Below are 22,432 nucleotides of genomic sequence, written 5' to 3' on the forward strand. Positions count from 1 at the left end.
GCCGCCTACGGGGCCACCACCATCTCCGCCCCGTGCGCCCCGTCCCGTTCTGCATCGCGTCCCCCTCAGCTGATGTCGCTCAAGTCCAGTACGTCGGCGTCGGCCGGGGGCCGCACGCTCAGCGGCTCGTCGAAGGCGCTGTACGTGGTGGTGGAGGTGCCGAATGTGGGGCCCTTGTAGGCCACCTTGAGGATGTAGGGCTTGCCCTCGGTGGCGACGTAGAAGGTAAAGATGCCGCCCTTGTCCGCCTTGTCGGTCACCACCAGCGGAACCGCCGGGGTGCTGTTGACCTTGGTCGGTTCGCCCTTGGCCGCTTTGCCGAAAGAGGCGAACGGGTAGGTGCACTCGGTGAGGCCGTCGCTCGGCCGCGATTCGCTGGAGGGGGTCTTGATCCAGCGCTTCTGCCTGGCCGCGTCGGTCGGGAAGGTCTGGTGGGTCGCGTCGGCCCTTCGACGGTTCCACGCCTCGACGTAGGCGCGGTTCGGGCGGACGTAATCCGTATCGTCGATCCGGATCTGTTCAAGGACGGCGCCCTTGGCCGAAGTCGTCTTGAACGCACAGCTGTTCTTGAGATCGGTCGTCAGACGGCTGGTCGTCCCGTTGCCGACCCTGTCGACGGTCACCGATTTCAGCGCGCGCATCGCGCCATTCGCATCGTCGAGCATCTGGTCCGCGGAGCGCTTCTCCGTGGTGCCGCCGTCCGTACAGCCGGTCGCGGCGGCGCCCACCAGCAGGCAGGTCAGGGCCGCCGTCGCGGATGCCGATGTCAGTCTTCGCACAAGACCCCCCCCAGGTCCGTGCGGCGGACAGCCCCGTCCGCACCTTGCGTGCGGACGGGGCTGCTGCCTGTTTTCTCGGTGTCAGGCGTCAGTTGGTGACGTACATGTACTTCCACGACCCGTAGGCCGTCGAGTTCACACCGTCGCCCGAGTAGCCGGCGCCCTTGATGTACGCCGACCGGAAGCGGAACTTGTAGCCCACCGAACTCGACCCCGGCTTGCCCAGGTTGACGACCGTCCGGCCGGACGAGCTGAGCGTGAAGTACTCCGAGTCGCTGCTGCGCCAGGCGCCCTGGTAGTAGACCTGGACATCCATCCGCTGCTTGCGGCCCGGGTAGGGGTTCATCTCCGTGTTGAAGTACGGCTCCGACGTCTTGTGCACATAGGCGTACGTCGTCGAGCCGATCTTGGCGTTCTTGTACTGCCGCGAGATCGACGTGGCGACCTTCGCCTGGCCACCCGCCCACACCGCCAGCGTCCTCGGCGCGGTCCGTGCGTCGCCGTCGTACACGGCGTAGACGGACGAGTCGCGGTACATGTTCAGCGTGCCGGAGATCTTGCCCGCGCTGTTCACGGTGCCGGACTTGATCAGGTAGCGGCCCTTGCCGTCGCCGGCGCGGTCCGCGTAGATCTTCAAGGTGCGGTTCTTGTACGTCGTACCGAGGGTCGCGGTGAAGGAGACCGGCTTCCCGTACGTGAAGATCTTCTTGTTGTTGGTCAGCCAGATGCCGGGCGTGGTGCGCGAGACCGCGACCTTGTCGGAGCCGCTCGTCGCCGAGTGCGTGGCGTCGCCCGCGTACGTGACCTTGTACGTCACGGTGCCGCCGGTCGGCGGGGTGTCGGTGAAGGAGAACGCGCCACCCGCCTTGGTGGTGACGGCCGGTAGCGCCTTGCCCTTGGGGTAGTCGAGGTCCGTGCGCGTCACCGTCAGCGGGGTGCCGACGGGGACGGGCACGGTCGCGGTGATCTTGCCGGTGACCGTCAGCGCCTTGGCGCGCGGCGCGCTGGTGGGAGCCGAGACCGTGACCGTCGGGAGCGACCTGTTCGGGTCGGTGAGCACGCGCAACGTGTACACGTTGTCGCTGTTCACCGACACGGCGAAGATCCGGCTGCCGTCAGGGGCCCAGGCGAGGGCCCCGTCGGCCAGGGTGTCGCCGCCGGAGGTGCCACCGGTGTTGGGGAAGTCGTACTCGCGGAGGGGCGTGGTGCTGCCCTGCCGGTAGACGTGGATGTCCGGGCCGTACCAGGACGAGGTGCCCGCAGCGACGGTGCCGTCAGGGGCAAGCGCAACGCCGGAGCCGTAGTCGCCCGACGGATAACGGCCGACCTCGGAGAGGTCGGTGGTGGAGAACGCGGGGTGGGCGTACGGGTAGCCGCTGGCCGTCACGACCTGCGTGCCGTCCGGCGACACCGCGAGCTGGTCGAAGAAGGTCGCGTCGACCCCCTTGTACGCGCGCAGGACTGCGGTCCCGCCCGAGACGTCGTACACCGCGAGGGCACCGGAGGTGGTGTCCTCGTCACCGGCGACGAGGACACCCGAGTCGGGGTCGGAGGCCAGCACGGGCGCCGAGTAGAACGAGGGCTCCCCGTCCTGCGCCAGTGTCACGACGGGCTCCGCGCCGGAAAGGTCCAGCGAACCGATCGCTCCGTCGGGGGCAGCGCCGTAGGAGAACCACAGCTTGCCGCTCGCCGGCGCGAGATCGTGCGGACTGTCCGCACCGCCCAGGTCGTAGCTCGTGGTCTGGGTGTACGTGGACGTCTCCACGGACACGATCCGGTCCGTGCCGGCCACGGCCGCGTAGAGCTGACCGGAGTCGTCGGAGAGCGCCAGACCGTCCACGCCGGTCAGACCGGTGAGCGTGGCAACCGCCGTGCCCGCGTAGTCGGTGACGACGATCTTGCCCGCGGTCGGGTCGGAGATGTAGACCCGCTGGTGGACGCCGTCCACGACGACGTCTCCCGCGGACTTCAGGGAGAGGACCTTCGCGGTGTCGGCAGCGGCCGGTCCGGCGGCCACGACGCTCAGCGTTGCCGAGCTGAAGAGAACCGCGAGCGCTGTCGCGGCCGTGAGTGTGCGTCTGCGCACGATGTTTCGTACCCCCCAGGGTGATGAACTTGTGAAAGCGCCCCCGCCGGCTCGCAGCGTATGCGACGCCAGTGACAGTTGGGGACCGGGTTTCTGGGGGACGTACGCGAAAGGGCCCCGTCCGGTGCCGGACGGGGCCCTTTCCGCTTCGGGTACGCGACTCAGCCGTGGCACCCGCCGCACTGGCAGGGCGCCCCGGACTGACAGCCGCAGCCGCAACCGGAGCCGCAGCCGCAGGCGCCGAGCACGGGCAGGAAGACCACTTCAACAGGGCCCTGCTGAGCGGTAGAGGTCGTGGGGGAATCGGCCATGGGTTCCTCCTCCTAGGCGGTACGTACGGAGGAGCACCGCCTGCCCCCATCCCATACCCACCCACGTAGGCGCATCAACGGCGCACGGGCTCATTCACGACAGCCCGTCGTGGCTCAGGCCCCGTCGACGGCGGCCGCCTGTACCTCGTCCGCGTGCTCGCCCGTCACCAGGAAGACGACCCTCTTCGCGACCGACACCGCATGATCGGCGAAGCGCTCGTAGTAACGGCCGAGCAGCGTGACGTCCACCGCCGTCTCGATGCCGTGCTTCCAGCGGTCGTCCATCAGGTGCTGGAACAGCGTGCGGTGCAGCAGGTCCATCTCGTCGTCGTCCGTCTCCAGCTGGAGTGCCAGATCGACGTCCTTGGTGATGATGACCTCCGCGGCCTTCGCCATCAGGCGCTGCGCCAGCTGACCCATCTCCAGGATCGTGGCGTGCAGATCGCGCGGCACCGCCGTCTGCGGGTACCGCAGCCGGGTCAGTTTCGCGACGTGCTGCGCCAGATCTCCGGAGCGCTCCAGGTCCGCGCTCATGCGCAGCGACGTGACCACGATCCGCAGGTCGGTGGCGACCGGCTGCTGGCGTGCCAGCAGGGCTATCGCCCGTGCCTCGAGATCGTGCTGGAGGTCGTCCACCTTCTGGTCCGCGGCGATCACGCTCTCGGCGAGCTTCAGATCGGCGTCCAGCATGGCCGTCGTGGCCCGCCCGATCGCCGACCCGACCAGCCGGGCCATCTCGACCAGGCCTTCGCCGATCGAGTCAAGTTCCTCGTGGTACGCGTCCCGCATCGACAGTCCCTCTCTTACGGTCCCTGCTCAGGGCCTTTCGGTCATTCCGGGGGCTCTGGTCCCCCTACGTTCCCACTTTCGCCCGCCCACGCGTCCGTTTCGGCCCCCCCAAGTGAACCAACCCCATCCCCTCGGTGAACTCTGGGCGACGAACGTTCGAGCAGCCACCCGTTTGGCTGGGGAAGTGTCGGCGGCGGCGCATAACCTTGAGGCATGGACGTGAACGCGGCGGTCGCCGCAGCAAGCGCGATCGCCGGGTTGTGCACCGGCGTCATCGCCGTGCTGGCGTTCCGCTGGAGCGAGCGCGACCAGGCCCGCCCCACCCGGACCTCCCTGCATACCGACGCCGTACTCCCACCCGGCGTGGACACGGTGCTGTCCGTGCTCCGCTCCTCCGCGGTCGTGCTCGACGAGAGCGACTCCGTGGTCAAGGCCAGCTCGGCTGCGTACGCACTCGGCCTGGTCAGAGGCGGGAAGCTGGCCGTGGAGCCCATGCTCCACATGGCCCGTGACACCCGCCGCGACGGCGAGATACGCCAGGTCGAGCTGGATCTCCCGCGCCGGGGCACCGGCCGGGGCGAGGCCCTGGCGGTCTCCGCCCGGGTCGCCCCGCTCGGCTCCCGGCTCGTGCTCCTGCTGGTGGAGGACCTCACCGAGGCCCGCCGTATCGAAGCGGTACGGCGCGACTTCGTCGCCAACGTCAGCCATGAGCTGAAGACCCCCACCGGCGCCCTCTCCCTCCTCTCCGAGGCCGTCATGGACGCCTCCGAGGACCCCGAGGCGGTCGAGCGTTTCGCGGGCCGGATGCAGATCGAGGCGACCCGCCTCACCAATCTGGTCCAAGAGCTCATCGACCTCTCCCGGGTCCAGAACGACGACCCCCTGGAGGATGCCGAACCGGTCAGGGTGGACACCCTGGTCGCCGAGGCCATCGACCGCTGCCGCCACCAGGCCGGTACGAAACAGATCACGATGGCCGCGGGCGGCACCGCCGACCTGTACGTCTGGGGCAACCGCGGCCAGCTCGCAGCCGCTCTCGGCAATCTCGTCGAGAACGCCGTCAACTACTCCCCGGCCCGCACCCGGGTCGGCATCGCGGGCCGCCGCGTGGCCGCCCCCGGCGGGGACCTCATCGAGATAGCCGTCACCGACCAGGGACTCGGCATCTCCGAGAAGGACCGCGAGCGCGTCTTCGAGCGCTTCTACCGCGTCGACCCGGCCCGCTCCCGTGCCACGGGAGGCACCGGACTGGGTCTCGCCATCGTCAAACACGTGGCCGCCTCGCACGGCGGGGAGGTCACCGTGTGGAGCTCCGAGGGACAGGGCTCCACCTTCACCCTGCGGCTGCCGGAGTCCGGCTCCGTACGGGACCGCAGCACTGTGACGCGCGCGGGCACCCCCGTCGTCGACAACGAAGACGAAGACGGCGACGCCGACAGCCGGCCGTACGAGACCTTCCTTTCCGAACCCATTCCTGCCCCGGAGGTCCACCAGTGACCCGAGTGCTTGTCGTAGAGGATGAGGAATCCTTCAGCGACGCCCTGTCCTACATGCTCCGCAAGGAGGGTTTCGAGGTCGCCATCGCGGCCACGGGCCCCGAGGGCCTGGACGAGTTCGAGCGCAACGGCGCCGACCTCGTCCTGCTCGACCTGATGCTGCCGGGCCTGCCCGGCACGGAAGTCTGCCGCCAGCTGCGAGGCCGGTCCAACGTCCCGGTGATCATGGTCACCGCCAAGGACAGCGAGATCGACAAGGTCGTCGGGCTGGAAATAGGAGCCGACGACTACGTGACCAAGCCCTTCTCCTCGCGGGAGCTGGTGGCCCGCATCCGTGCGGTCCTGCGCCGCCGCGGCGAGCCGGAGGAGGTCACCCCGGCGGCCCTGGAGGCCGGCCCGGTCCGCATGGACGTCGACCGCCACGTGGTCACCGTCTCGGGCGGCAAGGTCGACCTCCCGCTCAAGGAGTTCGACCTCCTGGAGATGCTGCTGCGCAACGCGGGCCGCGTGCTGACCCGTATGCAGCTGATCGACCGGGTCTGGGGCGCGGACTACGTCGGCGACACCAAGACCCTGGACGTCCACGTCAAGCGCCTGCGCGCCAAGATCGAACCGGACCCGGGTGCGCCCAGGTATCTGGTGACGGTCCGGGGGCTGGGCTACAAGTTCGAGCCGTAAAGAGAGCCGGGCCAACCCAGACCAACAACGAAGGTGCCCCCGCCGGAAGCTTCCGGCGGGGGCACCTTCGTGCGTGCGTACGGTCAGTTGCCCGTCGTGCCGGTCGTCGCGCCCGTCGTGGCCGACGCCGCGTCGCCCGGGTTCGGCGACGCGGTGTTCGAGGCTTCCCCCGCGGGGGTCTCCTTCGGGGACGGCTTCGGCTTCGGGGTGGCCGGGATGCTGCTCGGGCCGAAGCCCTCGAAGTAGCTCGTCGCCGGGACGACGAAGGCCCGCAGCGGCACCTCGCCCGCGTCGCTGAAGGAGAACGTGACCAGCTGCGCGTTGCCGTCGGTCGCGGCTGCGCTGCCGTCCGCGAGCACCGCGGAGGCGTTGCCCTTGCCGCCGAGCACGACCTTGCCCTGCGGGGGCAGGGTGATCGGGCCGCCGCCCTTGGCCGCGTGCAGCGCCACCTTGCCGTCGTAGCCCTTGACCGCGATCGAGTCGAGGGTCTGCGGTGCGGTGCCGTTGTTGAAGATCGTGGCGGAGATGACGGCCGGGCCGGCAGCGCCGTCCGGCTGCGTGATCACGTTGACGTTCTGGAGCTTGAGTTCGCCGACCGAGGTGGCGGCGTTGTCCGGCCTCACGCCGAGCGTCTGGGCGTCGTTCCCGGCAGCGCAGGCGGACAGGGAGGCGATCGAGACCACGATGGCGGACGCGGCGAGGGCGCCGCGTCGAAGGCTGCGGCTCACGGCGGCGGCAACTCCTAGGACGTACGGACAGGAGGGTGGAGCGAGCGGCGTAAAGCCGCCCTAAGGGTGTGTCAGCGGGCTCAGGTTACCGAGCCCCTACCCGGCCCCCGCACCCGACCCGCCCCTGAGGGCCGCCCCGTTCACCGCGGAGCTCCCGCGCCGCCGCCGATCCTGCCGTTTCGTGTGGTGTCCACATAAGCCTCGTGATCAATTCTGATTCGCCACCGGAAATGGCGGTGATCAATTCCCCTGATTCGATCCGTACGGGTGATCGGGCTCCGAACGAAGTACGGCAAGTTCACCGATTGGAACCAGGCAAACCGGGACTTTCGACCCCTAGGAGGGGTGTTCCGGTACGTGTAACCTGCGCGTTTCTCTCCACCCGCGCAGCCGCTCCGACCTGCGAATACCCGCTTCCGGAAGCCGTCCGCAGCACGTTCCTGTTGCAGTTGTCAAGCCCCGAGATATGCCCTGACCTGCGAAAACGCCATTCAGAAGAGGCGGTTTCCGTGTTACCCTGGATAGCCACGGAAGGGGTACCTGTCACATGACGTTCAAGGTTGGCGACACCGTGGTCTATCCCCATCACGGGGCCGCGCTGATCGAGGCTATCGAAACTCGCCAGATCAAAGGCGTGGACAAGACCTACTTGGTGCTCAAGGTCGCTCAGGGCGACTTGACTGTTCGTGTGCCTGCGGACAATGCGGAGTTCGTAGGCGTTCGCGACGTAGTCGGTCAGGACGGGCTGGAGCGGGTCTTCGAGGTGCTGCGCGCACCGTTTGCCGAAGAGCCCACGAACTGGTCCCGTCGCTACAAGGCAAATCTCGAGAAGCTCGCCTCCGGCGATGTCATCAAGGTCGCCGAAGTAGTACGCGACCTGTGGCGTCGCGAGCGTGAGCGCGGTCTCTCCGCAGGTGAGAAGCGCATGCTCGCCAAGGCCCGCCAGATCCTGGTGAGTGAGCTCGCTCTCGCGGAGAACACGAACGAAGACAAGGCCGAGGCTCTGCTCGACGAGGTCCTCGCGTCCTGACGCTGCACCGTTAGACACAGCACTGCCGTGGCGCCCGATGACACACATTCCGCTGTGTCGCCGGGCGCTGCGGCATGTTGTTTTCGTCGCTGCTTCCTGCGGAGAAATGCAGCACGACATGCTTTCCTCGCACCCGCGCCACCACTCGGCTTCTCGACCGGCTGTCACGGAAGGGCCCGGTCAAGGGCCTCGTACCTGGCTCGCTGTGGCCATACCCACCTCGGCTGAGGACACAAACCCTGAACGCGCAATCGATGTCAGAAGAGCTCCCGGCGGCCCCTGAGCGCCCCCGGGCCGCCCCCCATCGCACCGCCGCAGTGATCCCCGCGGCCGGCCGCGGCGTACGGCTCGGCCCCGGCGCCCCCAAGGCGCTGCGGACCCTCAACGGCACCCCCATGCTGATCCACGCGATCCGCGCCATGGCGAACTCCAGAGCCGTTTCGCTGGTCGTCGTCGTGGCCCCGCCGGACGGCGCCGTGGAGGTCAAGAACCTCCTCGCGGAGCACCCGCTGCCCGAGCGCACCGACTTCCTGGTCGTCCCCGGCGGCGACAGCCGCCAGGAGTCCGTACGGCTGGGACTCGAAGCCCTGCCGGCCGACATCACCACCGTCCTGGTGCACGACGCGGCCCGCCCGCTCGTCCCCGTCGACACCGTCGACGCGGTGATCCAGGCGGTACGCGACGGCGCCCCCGCCGTCGTCCCCGCGCTCCCGCTCGCCGACACCGTCAAGCAGGTCGAGCCGGCCCCCGCCGATGCCCCCGGATCCCCCGAGCCGGTCGTGGCGACCCCGCAGCGCGCGCTGCTGCGCGCCGTACAGACCCCGCAGGGCTTCGACCGCGCCCTGCTGGCCAGGGCGCACGCCACGGTCACCCAGGACGTCACCGACGACGCGAGCATGGTCGAGCAGCTGGGCGTGCAGGTCGTCGTCGTACCCGGACACGAGGAAGCCTTCAAGGTGACCCGGCCGCTGGATCTGGTGCTGGCCGAGGCGGTACTCGCACGCAGGAGGGCCAACGATGGCTATTAGCAACCTCCCCCTCGTGGGGATCGGGACCGACATCCACGCCTTCGAGGAGGGCCGCGAGCTGTGGGTCGCGGGGCTTCTGTGGGAGGGCGAGGGCGACGGTCTCGCCGGGCACTCCGACGCGGATGTCGCCGCGCACGCCGCCTGCAACGCGCTCTTCTCCGCCGCGGGCCTCGGCGATCTCGGCGCCCACTTCGGCACCGGACGGCCCGAATGGTCCGGCGCCTCGGGGATCACGCTGCTCACCGAGGCGGCGCGGATCGTGCGCGAGGCCGGTTTCGACATCGGGAACGTCGCCGTCCAGGTCGTCGGCGTACGCCCGAAGATCGGCAAGCGGCGCGACGAGGCGCAGAAGGTCCTCTCCGCCGCCGTCGGCGCACCCGTCTCGCTGTCCGGCGCGACCACGGACGGGCTCGGCTTCACCGGGCGCGAGGAAGGGCTCGCCGCGATCGCGACAGCCTTGGTCGTACGGGTCTAGAGCGGTAGGGATGGGGAACCCGTTCCGTACCCCACCGCTCTGGAGGACATCCCCGTGTCTGCCGCACTCAGTGACCAGATCAAGCAGCTGCTCGACAGCCCCGTCTTCGTCAACATCGCCACCATCCAGCCCGACGGATCGCCCCAGGTCTCGCCGGTCTGGGTCAAGCGCGACGGCGACGACGTGCTGATCTCGACGACCGTGGGCCGCCGCAAGGAGAAGAACCTCCGCCGCGACCCGCGCGTCACCGTGCTGCTGCAGCCCTTCGACGCCCCGTACAGCTACGCCGAGATCCGCGGCACCGCCACGCTCACCACCGAGGGCGGGCAGGAGCTGATCGACGAGCTGGCGGTGAAGTACGTCGGGAAGAAGTACGCGGAGTTCAACGCGGACTCCGCGAAAGACGCCGAGCGCGTCGTCGTCCGGATCACGCCGCGCAAGGTCGTCGGCCGGATCTGAGCCGTCCGGGACGACCGTTCCCTCACACTTCGGTGCCCCGTGGCCCAAACGGTCGCGGGGCACTGCTATGGGGCCACTACCCTGTAGGGGTGACCATTCGTCTGTACGACACCAGCGCCCGGCAGATCCGTGACTTCAACCCGCTCACCGCGGGCTGTGTCTCGATCTACCTGTGCGGTGCCACCGTGCAGGCCGCCCCGCACATCGGGCACATCAGGTCCGGGCTGAACTTCGACATCATGCGCCGCTGGTTCGACTACCGCGGCTATGACGTCACCTTCGTACGGAACGTCACCGACATCGACGACAAGATCATCGCGAAGTCGGCGGAGCAGGGCCGCCCGTGGTGGTCGATCGGATACGAGAACGAGCGCGCCTTCAACTCCGGCTACGACGCGCTGGGATGCCTCCCGCCGACGTACGAGCCCCGCGCCACCGGGCACGTCCCCGAGATGATCGAGATGATGCGCGGCCTCATCGAGCGCGGTCACGCGTACGAGGCCGACGGCAGCGTCTACTTCGACGTGCGCTCCTTCCCGGAGTACCTGTCGCTGAGCAACCAGGACATCGACGACCTGCGCCAGCCCCCCGAGAGCGGCATCACCGGCAAGCGGGACTCGCGCGACTTCGCCATGTGGAAGGCCACCAAGCCCGGCGAGCCGGACTGGGAGACGCCCTGGGGGCGCGGCCGGCCCGGCTGGCACCTGGAGTGCTCGGCGATGGCCCACAAGTACCTGGGCTCCGCCTTCGACATCCACGGCGGCGGGATCGATCTGATCTTCCCGCACCACGAGAACGAGATCGCGCAGGCCAAGGCCTTCGGCGACGACTTCGCGAAGTACTGGGTGCACAACGCCTGGGTCACCATGGCCGGCGAGAAGATGTCGAAGTCGCTGGGCAACTCGGTGCTCGTCAGCGAGATGGTCAAGCAGTGGCGTCCCATCGTCCTGCGCTACTACCTGGGCACCCCGCACTACCGGTCGATGATCGAGTACAGCGAGGAGGCCCTGCGCGAGGCCGAGTCCGCCTTCGCGCGCATCGAGGGCTTCATCCAGCGCGTCGTCGAGAAGGCGGGGGGCGCCGTCGCCCCCGCCGACCAGGTGCCGCCCGCCTTCGCCGAGGCGATGGACGACGACATGGGGGTGCCGCAGGCGCTCGCCATCGTCCACACCACGGTCCGCCAGGGGAATTCCGCACTGGCCGCCGACGACAAGGAAGCGGCCGTGGCGCGGCTCGCCGAGGTGCGGGCCATGCTGGGCGTGCTGGGTCTCGACCCGCTCGACGAGCACTGGGCCGGCGACGGCGACCGCGGTGAGGACCTTCACGGGGCCGTGGACACCCTCGTACGGCTCGTACTGGAGCAGCGCGAGGCCGCGCGGACCCGGAAGGACTGGGCGACCGCGGACGCGATCCGCGATCAGCTGACCCAGTCCGGACTGGTCATCGAGGACGGCCCGAACGGGCCGCGGTGGACGCTCGGACCGCGCTGACGGCGCGGACGCGGCACACTTTCAGATACGTACGTCACTGAGCAGCAACGAAACAGGTAGGTCATGGCCGGGAACAGCCAGCGCAGGAACCGCCGCACGTCCAACAAGAAGGGCGCGACGGTCGGCAGCGGTGGCCAGCGACGCCGTGGCCTGGAGGGCAAGGGCCCGACGCCGCCCGCCGAAGCCCGTAAGAAGCACAAGAAGAACCGCATCGCCAACGCCATGGCCAAGCAGGCCGCCAACCGGCGTCCCGCACCGCGGCGTGGTGGCCCCAAGGGCACCTCGGAGATGGTCGTCGGGCGCAACCCGGTCTTCGAGGCGCTGCGCGACGGCGTCCCGGCCACGACGCTGTACGTCCAGCAGTACATCGACAACGACGAGCGGGTGCGCGAGGCGCTCCAGCTCGCCGGTGCGCGCGGCAACATCAACCTGATGGAAGCCCCGCGGCCCGAGCTCGACCGGCTGACCAACGGACTCAACCACCAGGGCCTGGTGCTCCAGGTCCCGCCGTACGAGTACGCGCACCCGCAGGACCTCACGGCGGCCGCGTACGACGCCGGCGAGGAGCCGCTGATCGTCGCGCTCGACGGGATCACCGACCCGCGCAACCTGGGCGCGATCGTGCGCTCCGTGTCCGCTTTCGGCGGCCACGGTGTCGTGGTGCCCGAGCGGCGTGCGGCGGGCATGACCGCCGGTGCGTGGAAGTCCTCGGCGGGAACGGCGGCGCGTACGCCGGTCTCGCGGGTGACGAACCTGACCCGTGCGCTGGAGGGCTACCAGAAGGAAGGCATCACCGTCGTGGGCCTCGCCGCGGACGGCGAGCACACGGTCGAGGACCTGCCGCAGCTGGCCGGCCCCGTCGTCATCGTGATCGGCAGCGAGGGCAAGGGGCTCGGGCGGCTGGTGGGCGAGACGTGTGACTACCGGGTGCGGATCTCCATGCCGGGTGGGGCGGAGTCGCTCAACGCGGGTGTCGCGGCGGGGATCGTGCTGTACGAAGTGGCACGCCGCCGCGCCTGACCCGGGCTTGATCTCGGCTGACGCGGGCCCGCATGGTGCGGGCCCGCATGGTGCGGGCCCGCGTCGCTGTTTCTCAGCCCTTCAGCATGCGGCGGATCTTGCCTGCCGCTCGGCGGACGAAGGACCTGCGGGGCGGGCGCGGTGACGGGGCCTTTGCCGGCGGGGTCAGGGACGGGGGCGCGCCGTTCGTGGCGATGTACAGCGTCAGGGGGAGCTTGGCGTCGCGGGCCCAGCCGCAGTTCTGGATGCGGACCTTGAGGTCCCAAGTCCCTGCGTTGCGGCCCGAGTTGAGCGCGTCCGGGGTGACCACCGCCACCGCGCTGTGCACCGTACGGAAGCCGCCGTCGGGCAGCTCCACCCGCTCCGTTGTCGTCTCCACCGGGAGGAAGCACTCCTCCGCCGAGCCGCGTCTGCGCGCCACGATGTCCATCCGTGCGGACTTCAGCCGCTTGGTGACATCCAGGAGCGCGGGGTCCAGGTCGGCCACCGGCGTGCGGATCGCGTCCAGGCCGTCGGCGGTGTGGACGAAGGCGAGCGGGCCCGCGGGGGTGTGCAGCTCGCCCGTCGCGGTGATCCGCAGCGGGGAGCCCTCCGCCTCCGCCGTGGCCTGCGCCTTGAGGCCGGCGTCCCACTCCGCCAGCTCCCGTACCGCATCCGGGCGGTCCTGCACGAGCAGCGCCGCCGTCGCCCGCTGCATCGCGGGCAGGCCGGCCGCGACGCCCGGCGCGAAGCGCTCGGTGACCACCGTGCGGGCCTCGCGGAAGAAGTCGGTGTTCCAGTCGGCGGGGGCGGAGAGGAACCGCTTTCCGGTGAGACGGCCCACGATCTCCACCCGCAGCCAGCGACGGTGCAGCTTGTCGCGGAGTGCGCCCGGCTCCGTATGCGCGTCGACGATGTCCAGGGCCTCGCGGAGGTTCCCGAAGTAGCCCGCCGGGTCGAAGCGCTGGAAGCCGGCGTTCGAGGCGTCCGGGCGGCCCACGTGGTAGTAGCAGGTGTAGTCGGAGAGCACCGAGATCCGCTTGGCCGCGAAGTTCGCCGCGGTCACGAAGACGTGGTCCTCCAGGCGCCGCTTGCCCTCGGGGAAGCGCAGGTCGTGCTCCAGGAGGAAGGAGCGGCGGTACATCTTGTGCGGGGTGAGGCTGTCGATGAGCGGCGAATTCGCGAAGGTCGCGTCCGGGTGGTTCTTGCGGAACAGCTCGCGCGGCACGCTCCGGTTGACGCCCGTCATCTTGCCGATGACGACATCGGCGTCGTTCTCCTTGGCGTACGTGTAGAGGCGGTGCAGTGCCTCGTCGCCGAACCAGTCGTCATTGTCCGCGAACTGCACGTACTCGCCGCGCGCATGCCCGATGCCGATGTTGCGCGGACGCGACGGCCAGCCCGAGTTGGGGATGTGGACGACCTTGATGTGGTCGTGTTCCGCGGCCACCTCGTCGAGGCGGGCGCCGGTGCCGTCCGTCGAGCCGTCGTCCACGAAGATCGCTTCGAACTCGTCCGCGGCCATGGTCTGGCGCAGCAGGGAGGAGATCAGGTCGTCGATGAACGGGCCCGGGTTGTAGACCGGGACGATCACGCTGATCTTGAGGTTCTCGGGGGCAGTCTGAGCGGTCATCGGTGCCTTTCTCGGGGGAGGAGGCCTCGGGTACGCAGCACACGGCGCTCCACCGGTGTAAAAATAGCCGATTCGACGACGCCGCCGACGAGCAGGATCACGCCGACGGCCGCGAGGGTGAGCAGCTCGGCGGTCATCAGCGCCCGCCACCTGCAGCAGCACCGCGCGCGGTACGAGGCCGGCGGCCGGGAGCGACTGGATCGCGGACAGGACGGGGGTCAGGAGCTTGGGGAAGTTGTGCCCGGTGTCCACGTGGAGGAGTGAGAAGGGGACGGGCGCCGGGGCGAAGGCATTGAGCGCCAGGTGCAGCGGAAGATATGGACCGCCTCCGACTCCAGGGAGTCCAGGTGGGACAGCGCGTATGCGGATGCGGGCGTCATACGATCCTCCGTTCCGCGAGCAACTGGTGTACTGCGTAAGCCGATTGGGCGATGGTCTGCCGCTGGGTGTTGATCCGCAGATCCGGTGCGGTGGGCCGTTCGTACGGATCGTCGACCCCGGTGAGCCCGGTCAGGTCCCCGGCCGCCTGCCTGGCGTACAGACCCTTCACGTCGCGTACGGAACAGACCTCCACCGGGGTGGCGACATGCACCTCGAAGTACGCGGTGCCGCTCTTGGCGTGGCGCTCGCGCACCGCCGCCCTGCTGTCCGCGTACGGGGCGATGACCGGGACGACCGCGATGATGCCGTTGCGCGCCAGGATCTCGGCGACCAGCCCGATCCGCTGCACATTGGTGTTCCGGTCGGTGCGGCTGAAGCCGAGGCTGTCGGAGAACGCGATCCGGATCTCGTCACCGTCGAGGACCTCGACGCGGTGCTGGGTGGCGCGCAGCCGGGCCGCCAGGGCCTCGGCCACGGTGGTCTTGCCGGAGCTGGGGAGCCCGGTCAACCAGACCGTGGCGCCGCGGCCGATGACCGGGTTCAGCATGCGTACCCCCAGCCGCGGGCGGTCGCACGCAGCTCCTCGGGGACGTCGGCGGCGGCGGGCAGGGCGCGGGCCGGCTGGACGGAGCCGGACTTGATGTTCTCGCTCCAGTCACCGATGAACGCCTTGAAGGGGCCGTGGTCCTTCTTCCCGTACTGCAGCATCCGCCGGTCCCACTCGACGCCGAGGAAGCCGCAGATGTCACGGGTCGTGGCGCCGGCGTCCTCGACGGCGTCGACGTAACTCCTGAATTCGGCGACGGTCTGCGCCGGGTCGCGGTCGGGGCGGCCGTTGATCAACGAGCTGACCATGGAAGCCGGATGGCGCAGCAGGAAGAGGAACTTGGCGTCCGGCCAGGCCTCGTGGAGCCGATCCCAGACCAGGGCGTTGCCGGGAGTCTTGTCGACGATCACGTCCTTGCCGCTGTGCTCCAGCTCGCGGTGGAGCACCCGGTCCCAGAGGAGATGTTCCAATTCCTGCTGGTCGAGACCGAGTTGGGTCATCGCGTTCTTGGTGTACGGCATGGTCTGGTCGACCTGCAGGGTCCGCAGATGCATCTCGTGCGGGGCGCGGATGCGGGGGTGGCTGTTGAGCAGGACGCGCAGCAGCGTGGAGCCGGACCGTACGGAGGAGATCACGAACACCGGTTCGGGGACCAGCCTTTGCCCGGTCGGGGCGGGCGCGGCGCGGGGCGGGCGGCCGCCGGGCAGGTTCAGGGCGTACAACCCCCTGCGAGCCCGCCGCACCGCGGCCCTGAGGCGCGGGTCGCTTACCGGCATGGTCGTTCCTCCTCGGTCACGGGCAGTGGATCCATTCCTTTCTAGGGCGCGTTCCTGAGCCCGGATTAACGCGAGCCTGTGCGGCCGCTGAGGGTTCCGTGAGAACTCGATGAACGATCTTGACGGGTCTCGGACACTTCCATCCGGTCAAGGCAGTGTCCTAAACCTCTGTCACTCGGTTAGATGAGTGTGGACACCAGAACGCCTCGGTTCGACGAGCAGCCGGCCCTGAGCATGGTCAAGGTGGACTGCGATCCCGCGCAGGTCATCGTGAACCACGCCAGCTTCCGGGTGCAGCTCGCACCGAATCCGAGCCCCAGCCTGGCGGACACGGCCAGGATCCCCGCGATGAGCAGTGCCGGCGCGAGCAGCGGCGGTTCGAGCGGCCGCCGCAGGGCCCCCGTCGTCTGGAGCGGGAAGTCCGCACCGGGCGACCCCGGGGCGAGCGGACTGCTCCAGGCCGTACGCAACTCTTCGGCGGACGAACCGCGTTACGAGGCGTACGACACCGGCGCCACCCAGGTCATCCCGCGCATCAGCCTCGACGAGGGCGAGAGCCCGCTGGTCGTCGGCGCGCGGGCCCCGGAGGCCGACGCGACGACGCTGCTGCCCCGGATGCGGGAGTCGGTCGGTGCGTACGACCACCAGGAGCCCTACGAACACGACGAGTTCGACGACGGCGAGCGCGGCGATCACGGCGACCACGCCGGCGATCAGCACGGCGCGCACCGCCCCGCGCACGCCTTCTACCCCGACCGGCGGCTGAACCTCGGTGTGGTGCTGCTGCCGCTCCGCGTGTTCCTCGGCCTCATCTCCGTGTACGCGGGCATGGGCAAGCTCTGCGACCCCGTCTACTTCGACGGCGGCGAGCGCGGCTCCATGGTCAAGTGGCTGCATTCGCTGCACCCTTGGGCCCTCGCCGAGCCCATGCGCGACTTCGCGCTCTCCCACCCGGTCGGTGCCGGCCTGACCGTCGCCTTCCTCCAGGTCGTCGTCGGTGTCCTCACCGTCCTCGGCCTCTGGCAGCGCCTGGCGGGCGTCTTCGGGGCGCTGCTCTCCGCGGCGCTCCTGGTGACGGTCAGCTGGCGTACGGCGGCCTATGACGCCCCCGATGTCATCTACCTCGCCGCCTGGTCCCCGCTGATCATCGCGGGCGCCCCCGTCTACTCCCTCGACGGCCGGCTCGCGGGCGAGGCCTGGCGCAAGCTCGGCCCGCGCTCCGAGCTGTGGCAGCTGCGCAGGCGGGTGCTGCGGCGCGGGACGCTCGTCGCCTCGCTCGTGGTCGGACTCACCCTCCTGATCGGCTCGATGCTGGGCGGAGCGGTCCGTTCCTCGACGGTCGTGACCGTGCCCGGCCCGAACACCGACCCGACGAACCACCTCCCCGGGCTCACGCTCCCCGAGGACCGTCCGAGCTCGCAGTCCCCGTCCCGGCAGAGCGCCAAGAAGAAGCCCTCGCCGTCGGCGACCGGTTCCGCCGGCGCGAAGGCCCGGCACAAGGCCCCGGCCGCCACGGCGGGCGCGACCGCCTCGGGTACGGCGGGCAGCAGCCCGAGCCAGACCCAGGGCAGCGGCACGGCACCCACCCACCACCAGGCACCGCCCCCGCCGGCGTCCGGCAGCTCCGGTCCGACGTCGTCGGGCGGCACGGGCAGCGGCAGCAGCAGTGGCGGCTCGTCGTCCGGCGGCGGCTCGTCCTCGGGAGGGGACAGCGGCGGCAACCAGAACCCGATCGGCGGCCTCCTCGGCTGACGCGGTACGCGGTACGCACACGAGGGGCCCCCGGCGCGATCTCCGCGCCGGGGGCCCCTCGTGTCCGCGGCTACTTCCCCGCAAGCTCCTTGGCCGCCTCGGTGAGGTCCTTGGCAGTGTCGATGGCCCGCCAGTAGGCGCCGTGCGGCAGCGGATAGCCCGCCAGGCGGCGTTCGCGCGCGAGGCGCGGGAAGGTGGACCGCTCGTGGTCGCCGCGGTCGGGGAGGAGGGAGGCGAAGTCCGGCGCGAAGACGTACACACCCGCGTTGATCAGATACGGCGAGGGCGGGGACTCGATGAAGTCCAGTACATGCCCGAACTCGTTCGTCTCGACGGCGCCCCAGGGGATACGCGGTCGGGCCAGGGCCAGTGTCGCCGTCGCATCGCGCTCGGCGTGGAAGGCGGCCATCTCGCGCAGTGAGAAACGCGTCCAGATGTCGCCGTTGGTGGCGTACCAGGGACGGTCGGGGTGGGGGAGGTGCGCGGCGGCGTACTTGAGGCCGCCGCCGCGGCCCAGCGGTTCCGTCTCGACGACGGTCTTCACGCTCAGGGGCAGATCGGCCGAGTCCAGCCAGTCCTGGAGTACCTCGGCGAGGTGGCCGCAGGAGACGACGGCGTCGGTGACGCCCTCGGCCGCGAGCCAGGCGAGCTGATGGCCGATGATCGGGGTCCCGGTGCCCGGGATCTCGACCATCGGCTTGGGGCGGTCGTCGGTGTACGGGCGCAGCCGCGAGCCCTGGCCGCCCGCCAGGACCACGGCCTGCGTGGGCAGCGCGTGCGCATGAGGATCAGTGGTCGTCATGGGCGCACCCTATGCGCCGGTGGAAAGTTCCTCAGCGCTGGTGTGCGACGCCGAAGGCGAAGGACGTGTCGCAGACGGGCCGGGCGTAGGACTGGGCGCGCGTGGGGCCGTAGCGCTGGACGGCGGCGCGGCCCAGCGAACGGGCGATGTCCATGCAGTGCGCGGCCAGCGAGGGACGCCGCTCGACCTCGCGCTGGAGGTGCGTGAGGGCCACGGACGGGCTCGACTCCTGGAGCTCCGTGAGGAGTTTGTCGCGCAGGAGGTCCTGAGGGGTACGGGCCTTCGCGCGTACGGAGACATTCTGCGAAGACGCCGTGAGGGACGCCGCAGAGGAGGAGGATGAGCCTGCCCACGGTACGAGGGTGACCGCGAGCGCCCCGGAAAGAACGAGGGCGACGGGCAGGACGAGTGCGAGAGTTCGGCCGATTCGGCGGGCTGTGGTGGTCACGCGAGTGAGCGTAGCGGCCAGTGATGATTTGGCGACATTTAGTCACTCTCCCGAGGGATGGTTCGACTCCCTTTTTCGAATCGGTGTTGACGAACAGAGCTCGAAATGACGGGTGTGCCGGGGTATTTGTCGACAACGGACCGCGGCCCCGCACCGAAGTGCGGGGCCGCAGACACCAGTTGAAGCGGGGGTGCGTCAGTCGCTGAGACGCTCGCCCGTCGAGGTCGCGAAGACGTGGAGCTCGCCCGGACGCGGAACGACGTGCAGCGAGGTGCCCTTCTCGGGGACGCGGCGGCCGTTGACGCGGACCACGAGGTCCTTGTGCTCGCCGTTGACCTCGGCGGAGCCGTAGACGTAACCGTCGGCGCCGAGCTCCTCGACGACGTTGACGGCGACGGCCAGACCGGCCGGGGCGTCGGCGGTGTCCTTGGTGAGGGACTTCGCGGCCTCGCCGTTGTGCTCGACGATGTCGAAGTGCTCGGGACGGATACCGACGGTGACCGTACGGTCGCCACGCTCGCCGGCGGCGTCGAGCGCCTCACGGGAGACGGGGACGACGCTGTTGCCGAACTTCACACCGCCGTCGGTGATCGGGACCTCGACCAGGTTCATGGCCGGGGAGCCGATGAAGCCGGCGACGAAGAGGTTCTTCGGGCGGTCGTACATGTTGCGCGGGGAGTCGACCTGCTGGAGCAGACCGTCCTTCAGCACGGCCACGCGGTCGCCCATGGTCATGGCCTCGACCTGGTCGTGGGTGACGTACACGGTGGTGATGCCCAGGCGGCGCTGGAGGCTCGCGATCTGCGTACGCGTCGACACACGGAGCTTGGCGTCGAGGTTCGACAGCGGCTCGTCCATGAGGAAGACCTGCGGCTCACGCACGATGGCACGACCCATCGCCACACGCTGGCGCTGACCACCGGAGAGCGCCTTCGGCTTGCGGTCGAGGTACTCGGTGAGGTCGAGGATCTTCGCGGCCTCTTCGACCTTGGAGCGGATCTCGGCCTTGTTGATACCGGCGATCTTCAGGGCGAAGCCCATGTTGTCGGCGACGGACATGTGCGGGTAGAGCGCGTAGTTCTGGAACACCATGGCGATGTCCCGGTCCTTGGGCGGCAGGTGCGTGACGTCGCGGTCACCGATGCGGATCGAACCGCCGTTGACGTCCTCGAGACCGGCCAGCATGCGCAGGGAGGTCGACTTGCCACAGCCGGACGGACCGACGAGAACGAGGAACTCGCCGTCCTCGACCTCGATCTCCAGACCATCGACGGCGGGCTTGGTGGAGCCCGGGTAGATCCGGGTCGCCTTGTCGAACGAAACAGTTGCCATGATCGCGTAGCTCCTTCACCGGCAGGAACGTGCCGGACGATCCGAGTAAAGGTGAGTGGTGTAGTCCACACGGGTGAACTGGTCCGAGACGCTACCTGGCGTTTTCCGGTCTGTCAGTAGTCCAGGGCACACCAAATTCCGGAGCTGGGCGGTGCCGGGGTTGGTTACACTGCTCCGGACTGCCTCCTTAGCTCAGCTGGCCAGAGCAACGCACTTGTAATGCGTAGGTCATCGGTTCGAATCCGATAGGGGGCTCTGAGAAGGCCAGGTCACACAGCCCGTGACCTGGCCTTTTTGCGTGCCGGGACGACGCAGGGGCCTTCGGGGAGGTCGCCTGTGACCTGTAGGGGTGTGCGTCCGTCCACGACCTGCGCCAGGAGTCTGTAGTACTGACCGGTGCTGCTCTCGAAATCCACTCGCGCGGACAGGGCGTCGTTCCGGTCGTCCGGTGCGCGCAGCAGGTCGACCGATGCCTGGGCGAAACGGGCCGGGAGGCCGTCCCGGTCGGCAGTGGCCATGAGGGTGCGCAGTTCGGTGACTGCGGCGCGGGCCGTCTCGCGTTGGTCGCGGCCGCCGCGCAGCATGTTCAGGTAGCTGGACGCGGGTTCGGCCTCGGTGAGGGCTTCTTCGAGTGCGGTGGCGAGTTCCGCGCCGGTGCGGGCGGTCCGGTGGGCCTCGGTTCCGGCTTGCTGCAGGACGTGCAGGGCGGTGAGCAGCGCGGCGGTGTGCGGTCCGGAGCGGGTGGGGTCGATGCGTACCGTCAGGTCGGCCTCGATGTTCTGGGCGCGGTGGCGGGCTGCGGCATGGAGGCGTTCGGCGGAGCGGTGGCCCAGGCCCATCTGTTCCAGACCCAGCACACCGGCTTCGAGTACATCGCGCGCGGTGCGGGCGCCGGCCGTCTCCGCGTGCTGGGCCGCTGTGCCGTCGGGCGCCGCTTCCTTGAACAGATGCGCTACGGGAACGGCGCTCAGTTCTGCCTCGATCTGCTCGCGGCGCAGTGCGTTCCAGGCGGTACGCACGGCCTCGCAGGCCTGGGCCTGGTCCCGCACCACTTGGTCGGCCGCCTCGTACAGCTTCCGTGCTCGCGCCACGGTCTTCGGGTGTGCGCCGGACAGGCGCATCGCGGCGCGGGTGTTTCCGCCGATGAGGCCGATGGCGATCAGGGCCACGCCCAGCAGCACGAGCTCGTCGGACAGGGCGAAGCGGTTTTCCTCGTCGAGGTCCGACGGCTCCAGGTCGCCCTTGTGCGGGCCTTCGGTGTACATGAAGGCGGTGTCCCAGCCGTATGCCGTGTCCGGGTCGTAGCCCGGTGCCTTGAGCAGCGCATCGCGGTCCGGATCGCAGTGGTAGGCGCCCTCACGCTGACGGCCGCCGTCGTGGTACGGGTCGTTCCAGCGGACCGTGCACCGGCCGTCGTGCTGCTCGCTGATCACGGTGAGGTCGGTCTGCCGCGTGTCGGGATACGAGGCGTAGAGGTACGCGGAGCAGCCGAACACCACGACGCCGAGCGTCAGTACCCAGCGAAAGAACGGCCTGTGCCGCATGGTCCCCCCTCTCACCCCGTACGAGGTGAGATAGGGGTGCGTCGCACCCCTGGCTGATGAGTGCACCAGCGTACGTGACGCCTGCAACGGGCCCGTGGGGCGCAGGAGCCCGGCCCCGACGGCCCCCGCGCGGCCATCGCCGCGGTCCGGCGGTGTGGTGCGCGTTCCGGGAGGCCGCGCGGCCTACGGTGTCCGTTATGTCACCTTCCGCGCGCACCACCGCCGAGCGCTACCCCGAGCGGGTCACCTATGACCGTGCCGACGCCTACGCGATCCTGGACGAGGCTCTCGCCGTCCATGTCGGCTTCACCACCGACGAAGGGCCCGTCGTCATCCCCACGCTGCACATGCGTGAGGGCGACCAACTGGTCCTGCACGGTTCGGCCTACGGGCGCTTCATCACCGCCGCCGCTGCGGGCATCCCGGTCTGTGTCACGGCCACCCTCATCGACGGCGTCATCCTGGGCCGGGCCGCCTCCCACCACTCGGCGGCCTACCGTTCCGTCATGGTCTTCGGGCGGGCCCGTGCCATCGAGGACGCCGAGGAGCGTGCCGAGATGCTCGGCCGTGTCGTGGAGAGCGTCGTTCCCGGACGTCTCACGGGGCCCCGCGCGGCCCGGCGGCCGAGTACCGAGGAGGCGCACTACACCGCGGTGCTCACGATGCCCATCGAGGAGTTCTCGATCAAGACCCGCGCGGGCTTCGCCCGGGACGAGCCCAAGGACGACGAGGTCGAGACGTGGGCCGGCTTCATCCCGCTCACCACGTCCCCGGGGATGCCCCTGCCGGACGCCATCACCGGCAACCGTTTCCCCGCACCGGAGTACGACCCCGCCGTCCACCGTTTCCGCCAGGACCGCTGAAGTTCT

The 22,432-nt window shown here is 69.7% G+C and carries 22 protein-coding genes, 1 tRNA gene and 1 pseudogene; 11 read left to right on the forward strand and 13 right to left on the reverse strand.

The features are described 5' to 3' along the window. Positions 1 to 65 precede the first annotated feature (65 nt). From AB0H78_RS12090 to phoU, 3 genes are all read right to left on the reverse strand, one after another. Complete coding sequence (locus AB0H78_RS12090; protein ID WP_363234238.1) at positions 66 to 779, reverse strand: hypothetical protein; 714 nt, start codon at positions 777 to 779, stop codon at positions 66 to 68. An 88-nt stretch (positions 780 to 867) separates the two neighbouring features. Further along, entirely contained in the window at positions 868 to 2,865 is a 1,998-nt protein-coding gene (locus AB0H78_RS12095; RefSeq protein WP_363234239.1) for a WD40 repeat domain-containing protein, read from the reverse strand. Positions 2,866 to 3,290: 425 nt separating this feature from the next. Next, positions 3,291 to 3,965 carry a phosphate signaling complex protein PhoU gene (gene phoU / locus AB0H78_RS12100; protein WP_363234240.1) on the reverse strand — a complete coding sequence of 225 codons (675 nt, stop codon included), beginning with the start codon at positions 3,963 to 3,965 and terminating at the stop codon, positions 3,291 to 3,293. A gap of 213 nt (positions 3,966 to 4,178) precedes the next feature. On the opposite strand from phoU, the gene AB0H78_RS12105 reads away from it, so the two are divergent. Then, a complete protein-coding gene (locus tag AB0H78_RS12105; protein WP_363234241.1) occupies positions 4,179 to 5,462 on the forward strand; it encodes an ATP-binding protein in 1,284 nt (427 codons plus the stop codon). Beyond that, positions 5,459 to 6,139, forward strand: a complete 681-nt coding sequence (locus tag AB0H78_RS12110; protein WP_232268924.1) for a response regulator transcription factor — start codon at positions 5,459 to 5,461, stop codon at positions 6,137 to 6,139. The genes AB0H78_RS12105 and AB0H78_RS12110 overlap by 4 nt, the downstream gene beginning before the upstream one ends. Positions 6,140 to 6,222: 83 nt before the next feature. On the opposite strand, the gene AB0H78_RS12115 is transcribed toward AB0H78_RS12110, so the two are convergent. After that, positions 6,223 to 6,867 carry a DUF461 domain-containing protein gene (locus tag AB0H78_RS12115; protein ID WP_363234242.1) on the reverse strand — a complete coding sequence of 215 codons (645 nt, stop codon included), beginning with the start codon at positions 6,865 to 6,867 and terminating at the stop codon, positions 6,223 to 6,225. A 547-nt stretch (positions 6,868 to 7,414) separates the two neighbouring features. On the opposite strand from AB0H78_RS12115, the gene AB0H78_RS12120 reads away from it, so the two are divergent. The 6 genes from AB0H78_RS12120 to rlmB all read left to right on the forward strand — a co-directional run bounded on the left by AB0H78_RS12120 (position 7,415) and on the right by rlmB (position 12,369). Beyond that, positions 7,415 to 7,897, forward strand: a complete 483-nt coding sequence (locus AB0H78_RS12120; protein WP_112451967.1) for a CarD family transcriptional regulator — start codon at positions 7,415 to 7,417, stop codon at positions 7,895 to 7,897. Between the two features lie 254 nt (positions 7,898 to 8,151). Then, positions 8,152 to 8,925, forward strand: coding sequence for a 2-C-methyl-D-erythritol 4-phosphate cytidylyltransferase (gene ispD / locus AB0H78_RS12125; RefSeq protein WP_363234243.1), 774 nt, complete (start codon positions 8,152 to 8,154; stop codon positions 8,923 to 8,925). Next, the gene (gene ispF / locus AB0H78_RS12130; protein ID WP_363234244.1) at positions 8,915 to 9,400 is read left to right on the forward strand and encodes a 2-C-methyl-D-erythritol 2,4-cyclodiphosphate synthase; all 486 of its coding nucleotides are present in this window, start codon (positions 8,915 to 8,917) and stop codon (positions 9,398 to 9,400) included. The genes ispD and ispF overlap by 11 nt, the downstream gene beginning before the upstream one ends. A 54-nt stretch (positions 9,401 to 9,454) precedes the next feature. After that, positions 9,455 to 9,859, forward strand: coding sequence for a PPOX class F420-dependent oxidoreductase (locus AB0H78_RS12135; protein ID WP_363234245.1), 405 nt, complete (start codon positions 9,455 to 9,457; stop codon positions 9,857 to 9,859). 89 nt (positions 9,860 to 9,948) lie between these two features. Beyond that, positions 9,949 to 11,349: a cysteine--tRNA ligase gene (gene cysS, locus AB0H78_RS12140; RefSeq protein ID WP_363234246.1), complete on the forward strand. Its 1,401-nt coding sequence runs from the start codon at positions 9,949 to 9,951 to the stop codon at positions 11,347 to 11,349. A gap of 63 nt (positions 11,350 to 11,412) precedes the next feature. Next, on the forward strand, positions 11,413 to 12,369 hold the full coding sequence (gene rlmB, locus AB0H78_RS12145) for a 23S rRNA (guanosine(2251)-2'-O)-methyltransferase RlmB (RefSeq protein WP_363234247.1): 957 nt from the start codon (positions 11,413 to 11,415) through the stop codon (positions 12,367 to 12,369). 73 nt (positions 12,370 to 12,442) lie between these two features. Here rlmB and AB0H78_RS12150 read toward each other — a convergent pair whose 3' ends face one another. From AB0H78_RS12150 to AB0H78_RS12170, 5 genes and pseudogenes are all read right to left on the reverse strand, one after another. Further along, complete coding sequence (locus AB0H78_RS12150) at positions 12,443 to 13,981, reverse strand: glycosyltransferase family 2 protein (protein ID WP_363234661.1); 1,539 nt, start codon at positions 13,979 to 13,981, stop codon at positions 12,443 to 12,445. Further along, positions 13,978 to 14,118 carry a hypothetical protein gene (locus AB0H78_RS12155; protein ID WP_363234685.1) on the reverse strand — a complete coding sequence of 47 codons (141 nt, stop codon included), beginning with the start codon at positions 14,116 to 14,118 and terminating at the stop codon, positions 13,978 to 13,980. The genes AB0H78_RS12150 and AB0H78_RS12155 overlap by 4 nt, the downstream gene beginning before the upstream one ends. 82 nt (positions 14,119 to 14,200) lie before the next feature. Next, a pseudogene (locus tag AB0H78_RS12160) lies at positions 14,201 to 14,361 on the reverse strand (sulfate adenylyltransferase small subunit); the annotation flags it as partial. After that, the gene (cysC, locus tag AB0H78_RS12165) at positions 14,358 to 14,894 is read right to left on the reverse strand and encodes an adenylyl-sulfate kinase (protein WP_363234662.1); all 537 of its coding nucleotides are present in this window, start codon (positions 14,892 to 14,894) and stop codon (positions 14,358 to 14,360) included. The pseudogene AB0H78_RS12160 and the gene cysC, both read right to left, overlap by 4 nt. An 8-nt stretch (positions 14,895 to 14,902) precedes the next feature. Continuing rightward, positions 14,903 to 15,685 (reverse strand): sulfotransferase, encoded by a 783-nt coding sequence (locus tag AB0H78_RS12170; protein WP_363234248.1) that lies wholly within the window; start codon positions 15,683 to 15,685, stop codon positions 14,903 to 14,905. 183 nt (positions 15,686 to 15,868) lie between these two features. Here AB0H78_RS12170 and AB0H78_RS12175 point away from each other — a divergent pair, with 183 nt between their 5' ends. Further along, positions 15,869 to 17,437, forward strand: coding sequence for a DoxX family membrane protein (locus AB0H78_RS12175; protein WP_363234249.1), 1,569 nt, complete (start codon positions 15,869 to 15,871; stop codon positions 17,435 to 17,437). Between the two features lie 70 nt (positions 17,438 to 17,507). Here AB0H78_RS12175 and AB0H78_RS12180 read toward each other — a convergent pair whose 3' ends face one another. The 3 genes from AB0H78_RS12180 to ugpC all read right to left on the reverse strand — a co-directional run bounded on the left by AB0H78_RS12180 (position 17,508) and on the right by ugpC (position 20,019). Next, positions 17,508 to 18,239 carry a nucleotidyltransferase family protein gene (locus tag AB0H78_RS12180; RefSeq protein ID WP_363234250.1) on the reverse strand — a complete coding sequence of 244 codons (732 nt, stop codon included), beginning with the start codon at positions 18,237 to 18,239 and terminating at the stop codon, positions 17,508 to 17,510. A gap of 31 nt (positions 18,240 to 18,270) precedes the next feature. Then, positions 18,271 to 18,687 carry a hypothetical protein gene (locus tag AB0H78_RS12185; RefSeq protein WP_363234251.1) on the reverse strand — a complete coding sequence of 139 codons (417 nt, stop codon included), beginning with the start codon at positions 18,685 to 18,687 and terminating at the stop codon, positions 18,271 to 18,273. 195 nt (positions 18,688 to 18,882) lie between these two features. Continuing rightward, positions 18,883 to 20,019, reverse strand: a complete 1,137-nt coding sequence (gene ugpC / locus AB0H78_RS12190) for a sn-glycerol-3-phosphate ABC transporter ATP-binding protein UgpC (protein WP_363234252.1) — start codon at positions 20,017 to 20,019, stop codon at positions 18,883 to 18,885. A 181-nt stretch (positions 20,020 to 20,200) separates the two neighbouring features. On the opposite strand from ugpC, the gene AB0H78_RS12195 reads away from it, so the two are divergent. Next, positions 20,201 to 20,274: transfer RNA gene (locus AB0H78_RS12195), tRNA-Thr, on the forward strand. A gap of 14 nt (positions 20,275 to 20,288) precedes the next feature. On the opposite strand, the gene AB0H78_RS12200 is transcribed toward AB0H78_RS12195, so the two are convergent. Beyond that, positions 20,289 to 21,563 (reverse strand): hypothetical protein, encoded by a 1,275-nt coding sequence (locus tag AB0H78_RS12200; protein ID WP_363234253.1) that lies wholly within the window; start codon positions 21,561 to 21,563, stop codon positions 20,289 to 20,291. Between the two features lie 197 nt (positions 21,564 to 21,760). On the opposite strand from AB0H78_RS12200, the gene AB0H78_RS12205 reads away from it, so the two are divergent. Then, positions 21,761 to 22,426 carry a pyridoxamine 5'-phosphate oxidase family protein gene (locus AB0H78_RS12205; RefSeq protein WP_363234254.1) on the forward strand — a complete coding sequence of 222 codons (666 nt, stop codon included), beginning with the start codon at positions 21,761 to 21,763 and terminating at the stop codon, positions 22,424 to 22,426. The last annotated feature ends 6 nt before the right edge of the window (positions 22,427 to 22,432 follow it).

This window comes from Streptomyces sp. NPDC050738, assembly GCF_040654175.1.
In the GTDB taxonomy this organism is placed as follows: Bacteria; Actinomycetota; Actinomycetes; order Streptomycetales; family Streptomycetaceae; genus Streptomyces.